Raw genomic sequence first — 6,402 nt, 5'->3', positions numbered from 1 at the left:
GTAGCCCAAAGCGCTGTGCGGGCGCACCCGGTTGTAATCGATCCGCCAGCTCTCGATGGTCTCCCGCGCATCGTCCAGAGTGAGGAACCAGTGTTCGTTGAGGCACTCCTCGCGGAACTTACCATGGAAGCTTTCGATGTAGCCGTTCTCCATCGGCCGTCCTGGTGTGATGAAGTGCAGGGTGACCTTGTTCTCATATGCCCACTGGTCCAGAGCCTTCGAGGTGAACTCCGTGCCGTTATCAATGACAATCCGTACTGGCATGCCTCGATGTTGCCGGAGTCTGTCCAACACTCGTACTACGCGCAGTGCCGGCAACGAGGTGTCGACTTCGATCGCCAACATCTCCCGCGTATACGCATCCTCAATCGACAGCGTGCGTAGCTTGCGGCCGGAGGCCAACGCATCCTGCAGGAAATCCATCGTCCATGTCTCGTTCTTCCTAATTGGGGCTGCCAACAACACGCGCGCCTTGGCGCAGATCCGACGTCTCCGCTTGCGTCTGCGCACCATCAGCTTCTCTTCCACGTAGATCCGGTAGACCCGTTTGCTGTTCACCGTCCAGCCTTCCCGCTGCAACAGAACATGTAGCCGGCGATAGCCCCAGCGGCGGCGATCTTCTGCCAACTCCCGCAAGCGAACGCGCAAACGACCGTTGGCTTCGGCAAAGCGCGTCTCCCGCCGACGGTAGCGCAACATAGCTCGCAACACTTCCAGCTGCCCACAGGCATGCCGTTCCGAACAGTCCGTCGCAGTCCGAAATACCGCGACGGCTTCTCGCCTGGCCTGTGGGCTTACCACTTTTTTGATAGCACCGCCTTGAATCCGACGATGTCCAACGCCTGTTCGGCTACCAGCTGCTTGAGCTTGCGGTTCTCTTCTTCCAGTTGACGAAGCCGCTGCGCCTCGCTCACTTCCAGACCACCGTACTTCGCCTTCCAGCGGTAGAACGTCTTGTCGCTAATCCCATGCTTGCGACACAGCTCCGCTGTCTCAAGGCCCGCCTCTGACTCCTTTAATATCCCTACAATCTGCTCTTCCGTGTACCGGCTCTTCCGCATCTGAAGTCCTCCTCCAAGGGGCTCTGTGGAACCCAATTTATCGGAGAACTCTCACTTCTGCTGGACTAAAGGGAAGGATGCAGCTCAAACAGCCCTTATATGTAGAGGGCTTTTCGCCCTTGCACGCTCCCCCTCATCGAGGTGCATATGGCATCCGCACGTCCGCTACCAGGACTTCCCCCGCATTGGGGCTCGGAGGCACTCGCGCTGGCTGAACAAGCCAGAGTACTTTCGGGACCCAAGCTCGCCCAGCTTGTACGCCGGTTGCAACGGCAGACCGATCGCTCAGATCAGGAATGCTGGCGATTTGTGATCAAGTACGGCATCAAGGCCGAGACCGATAACCGCCGATGACCGTCGCCTTGGCTTTGATGCTGGTGCCTCTCGAAATCATGGCCTGGAAATCATACAGAGATTTCCTGACCGATAGGGATTCGCATTCGATTCTCTACCACCCACTTGAAGATTGGACCCGGTACTGATAGCCCAAGCAGCCAGGCCGCATTAACCCTTCTCTTTGTTGGCACGTTTTGACCCGAACTCCGTCCTTGCCAATTGAACTGCTCGTTCCAATTGACGGTCGCGGCCAACGCGACTTTCGCGCCAGTCGAAGTCGATTTGGTGGTCCGGCTCGATTGGAGTGCCTTCGAGAACGGATCCTTGCCACGTGTAATAGGCCCCTGTAGGGAGAGCAAGTCGAAAGCCATTGCCCACCTTCACTGATGTAGCCGAAAGCAGGCGACCGGCCGTTCGTTCGCCAACGATTTTCGCAAGTCCATTTTCTCGAGCGAAGGCAACAATCATCTCAGCTGTACTTGCGGTGTGCCGGTCCACGAGCAGGATCACTCGGCCATGGAACGATCGCGTACCGAGCCCTTCGGTCTGAAGAACGATCGGCTTCTTCGCGATCATCGAGGGCCCAAATTGAAGGGCCAGCAACCACGATCTCTTGGAAGATGTCGGAATACGGCCGAATCGCGGGAATTTTAACCTTTCCGTTTCGAGATTCTTTTTCACCCGCCGACGATCGAGCGCGAAACCAACCGGATTATTGCCAGGTGTTAGAAAACTCATTAGGCGAAGCGCGCCAAGCCCTCCGCCGGTGTTGCCACGCAGGTCGACGATCAGCTCGTCGATTGAGCCAAGCGTCGCAATGGCCTTCGAGATCTCGTTTGCGACTTTGACTCCCACCATGTCCGGAAACATCGTCACCTTCAGGTAGCCAATTCCATCCTCAAGTGGGCGGGCGTCCAGAAGTCTTGGTTCGATGAAATGGAGCTTCTTTCCTTTTGGCCGCGCTACATCTACCGTGCGCTTGACACGCCGATCTTGTGCATCGACAACTTCGATCTGACCCTGTTCGCCCATTGGGAAGGTCGGATGCTCGGGTGGCTTCAAGTCCTTCCCATTGACACCGAGGAGGATGTCTCCCGATTGAATGCCGGCATTCGCAGCGGCTCCTCCGGGATGCATTGTGCCCTGGTTCGATCAAAAAGGCAGCCCCCTAAATTGATCAAGTGCATCAGCCCACGCTTGCATCATCACTGCGCGTGGTTCCAAATACTTCGCGTAGTTGTATGCACCTGACACCTTGTCTTCCTTTGCGTGAGCGAGTTGCAACTCGATGTGCTCATGCTCAAAGCCCTTTTCATGAAGGTAGGTCGAAGCGATTGACCGCCAGCCATGGCCTGTCATGCGACCTTTGTACCCCATCCGCTCCAACGCCTTCAGAATCGTGTTATTGCTCATAAAGCCGTTGTCATCGATCGCAGAGGGGAACAACCTGCCGCTGGCTCCGGTGATGCCACGCAGACGTTCCAACAGAGCGATGGATTGCGTGGACAGAGGAACGATATGTGGCCGCTTCATCTTCATCCGCTCCTTAGGAACGCGCCAGACTTTCTCCTGCCAGTCGATCTCTGGCCACAAACCACCGATCAACTCCCCGGTGCGAAGGTAGGTGAGACTCAACAACTCCATGGCAATGCGCGTCAGCGCAGTGCCATCGTAGTCGCGCATCTTGCGGAGCAACTCCGGAACCTCAGAAAGTGGAACGCTTGCGAAGTGCTCCTCCACAACGCGGCTCAATATCTTGTCGGGCTTGATTCCAGCTGCGGGGTTCATTGTGTTCTGGTCCAGCAGCCCGTTGTCAGTTCCCCACTCGTAGATTTGCCTGACGATCTGGAGATTGCGGCGTGCGATATCGCGGGCGCCCCGCGCATCGACATCCTGGGTCAACTTGACCAGCTCCATGCGTGTGATCTCCGCAGGAAGCTTGGCACCGATCTTGTCGATAATGTCGGACTCCAGCCGGGCCTCGACGTTCGAGGCGTACTTATCATTCTTGTCCGTCTTCCACCACTTAAACCACTCGCGAATCAGGTACTCAACAGTCTTTTCCTTCGGCTGCTCAATTCTGACTTTGGCCTTCTCCTTGATTCCCTTCCGAACGGCCATCGGATCGGTGCCGCTGGCCAGCAATTGCCTCGCTTGCGCATGCAGCGCTCGAACATCGACAAGTGGTACCTCGGGATACGTACCAAAGGCCATCTGGCGGGGTATGCCATTAAAGCGATACCTCCAACGCCACAACTTTCCCCCTTCTGGAGTGACGAGTAAGGCCAGCCCTCCACGATCGGCGATCCTATATGGTTTGGCCTTCGGAGTGGCCTTTAGGCACTTGAGGTTGGACAGTTCCGTCTCCGTTTTCATCGTTCCCTTCCCAGTGAGCACTTTTTCCTGCCGTTCGCGTGCTCACAGGCTCAGTGTGAGCACTTTCTGGATAGTACACCCAAAGTGCTCACAAATATGTGACGGTTGGGACGTGGCTAAAGGCAGGGAGCTTACGTGAGAACGGGCATGTGGAGAGACAATGAATTAATGTAAACAATTGATTCTATGTGTTTATATAGTTAGACCGAAGTAGAGCCATGTCGAGAAAGGTAGAGGAAGTGAGGATAAGTATAAGAGTTCGTGGCTGCCCCCCAGGGATTCGAACCCCGATAGGCTGCTCCAGAGGCAGCTGTCCTACCATTGAACGAGGGGGCAACAAGCGCGGATGGCTATCTTGCAGCCTTGCTGGTTCGGCCAGACTTGGGTGTCCGACGCTGAAAGCCAGCCCTTTCATCATACGGACAAATTTTTAAGCGGTCAAACCCCTGTCGGCTGGCGCAAATCAGTACGAAAAGGCCAGGGCCAACTGAAATCGGCACCCGGGGAAGGGCTTCTGTTCGAGAATTCAGGGGGGCATTCGCCAGGTATGGAAGGCAAGCCATCCACGGACCGAACGTCCTATTCTTCTCGTAATACTTCGAGCGGACGAAGTCCGAGAATGCGGAAGCTTGCGATCCAGCCCGTCCCGGTGGCGAGGATGGCTGTTCCAACCAGCGCTACAGCCGTCGCGAACCAATCAATGTGGAAGCTGACCTCAAGCTTGCGCAGCAGTACACGCGTAAGAATATTGGCAAATACCACGCCAACCGAACCGGCCAGCAAACCCAGTACGCTGAACTCGACACTGAATGTACGCACTATGCGCATGCGCGTCGCTCCGAGCGTTTTCAAAACGACGGCTTCGCGCATACGGCGAAAGCGCGCGCTTGCGATACTGGACGCGAGGATCATGAGGCCGGCAAGAATTGAAAAACCGGCGAGGAATCGCACAACAAAAGTGATCTGGTCGACGACACTTTCAATCCGATCGAGAACGTCGGCGATGTTTATTACCGTTACTGTCGGATAGGCAGCGAAAAGCGCGCGTTCCATTGCGGCGACTTGCTTGGGGTCTACATGTGCGCCGCCATACCAGGTCGCCTGCTCGTCTTTCAGCTGCCCGGACGGGAGCATGAATGAGATGCGCGCGGCCAGGTGCTGTCCGTCAGGTTTGTACAGAGCTGCGACCTTCAAGGCGCGGACGCGTCCGCCGATCGCGATCTCCACTGAAGAGCCAACGCTGAGATGGAGCCGCTGCGCGGTCCCCTCACCGATCGCAATCTCCGCGACGTTGGCGTTGTTCCACCATTTGCCCTGCGTCACTTTGTCACCGGCCGGCGGGGCATCGGCCCAGCTCAGTTCGGCATTCTCCAGCATCCTCCGCGGAAAGTGCTGCTCTTTCATTTCGTCGAGCGTTTTGCCGTTGAGAGAGACGAAGCGGCCTTGCACACCGGCGAGAAGATCGAGTGGTTGAGTGATGCCAGGCTGATGCTGGAAAAAAGCCTTCACTCCATCGACTTCGTCCGGCGTGACATCGATGAGAAAGACGTTTGGCAATTTCGGGGATGCAGTCTCGCGTATGTCGCGCAACAAGGTGCTCTGCATCAAGTAGACCGCGAGAATCAACATAACGCCAGTGCCCAGTGAAGCAAGCACTGCTGCCGATTGATTGCCGGGACGATACAGATTTGCGAGGCCGTGGCGTAAAAAGGATGGCAGGTGCAGCCTGACGCGATTGAGCGCGAAGCGCAGAACCCGGAGCGCAACCGCTGCCAGGATAAGAAGCACCAAGAGAGCAATCGTGAACAAGAGCGCGAACCAGCCGCCGACCTTCACGGAATCGGACAGCGCCCAGGCAATCGCGCCCAACGCAACAACGACGAGCGCGGCGATTCCCAGTTGCAATCGGCGCGACCACCATTGCGCAAACCACTCGCGGACCGTGCTGGGCCCTTGTTCAACCAACCGGCGCAAAACCAGGATGGGCCTTACTGTGCGCACATCGAGCAATGGTGGAAGACAGAACAGCAAAGTCGTGAGCAACCCCGTGCCCAGACCCGCGGCCACCGCGCGCCACGGAAAATGCATGACGGTGTGCACTGGCAGGAGCTTTCCGAAGACGGCGGGCAGCGCTTCCATAACAGCTGCTCCGCCCATGACGCCAATCAATGCTCCGAGAAATCCAAGTGCCAATGTCTGCAAAAGAAATATCCGTAACAGGTCGGAAGAACGTGCCCCGACGGCTTTGAGAATGGCAAGCATGTCCATTCGTTGCTCGAGGTGTGCATGCATGGCCATAGCAACGCCGATTGCTCCCAGCACCATGGCAACGAGACAGATGAGGCTGAGGATCGCGGTGGCATTGTCGAGGCCCTGGCTGAGCGCTGGATTCCCTTCCTTGAAGTCCATCACCTGGGCGTCAGGCAAAATTGCTTCCACCTGCTTGCGCACCGCCGTATCGTCCGCTGTTGGCGGCAGCTTCAGCAGCATGCGTTGCGCGGCGCGGCTCCCTGGCGCCAGCAGCCCCGTGTCTTCCAGGGACGCGCGGGACACCATCACGCGCGGACCCATTCCCGCACCTGCCGAGATTCGGTCGGGCTCCTGCGAAAGGACGGCCGCAATTCTGAAA

The 6,402-nt window shown here is 57.1% G+C and carries 4 protein-coding genes and 1 tRNA gene; all 5 read right to left on the bottom strand.

What is annotated here, in order from left to right; all coding sequences use genetic code 11:
• A protein-coding gene (locus WA354_RS25425; protein ID WP_472815830.1) for an IS3 family transposase occupies positions 1-1,061 on the bottom strand; the annotation gives its coding sequence in 2 pieces (ribosomal slippage) (positions 1-833 and positions 833-1,061; 1,062 coding nt annotated over the 2 pieces). This gene is flagged as partial in the annotation.
• Between the two features lie 504 nt (positions 1,062-1,565).
• On the bottom strand, positions 1,566-2,534 hold the full coding sequence (locus WA354_RS25420; RefSeq protein WP_472815829.1) for a S41 family peptidase: 969 nt from the start codon (positions 2,532-2,534) through the stop codon (positions 1,566-1,568).
• 15 nt (positions 2,535-2,549) lie between these two features.
• Positions 2,550-3,773: a tyrosine-type recombinase/integrase gene (locus WA354_RS25415; protein WP_472815828.1), complete on the bottom strand. Its 1,224-nt coding sequence runs from the start codon at positions 3,771-3,773 to the stop codon at positions 2,550-2,552.
• Positions 3,774-4,035: 262 nt separating this feature from the next.
• Positions 4,036-4,109, bottom strand: a tRNA-Gln gene (locus WA354_RS25410).
• Between the two features lie 243 nt (positions 4,110-4,352).
• On the bottom strand, positions 4,353-6,402 hold a 2,050-nt coding region (locus tag WA354_RS25405), incomplete at its 5' end, for an ABC transporter permease (RefSeq protein ID WP_472815827.1).

The sequence above is a fragment of the Occallatibacter sp. genome, assembly GCF_049802275.1.
Taxonomy (GTDB): domain Bacteria; phylum Acidobacteriota; class Terriglobia; order Terriglobales; family Acidobacteriaceae; genus Telmatobacter.
This window is presented reverse-complemented; position numbering and strand designations above follow the sequence as displayed.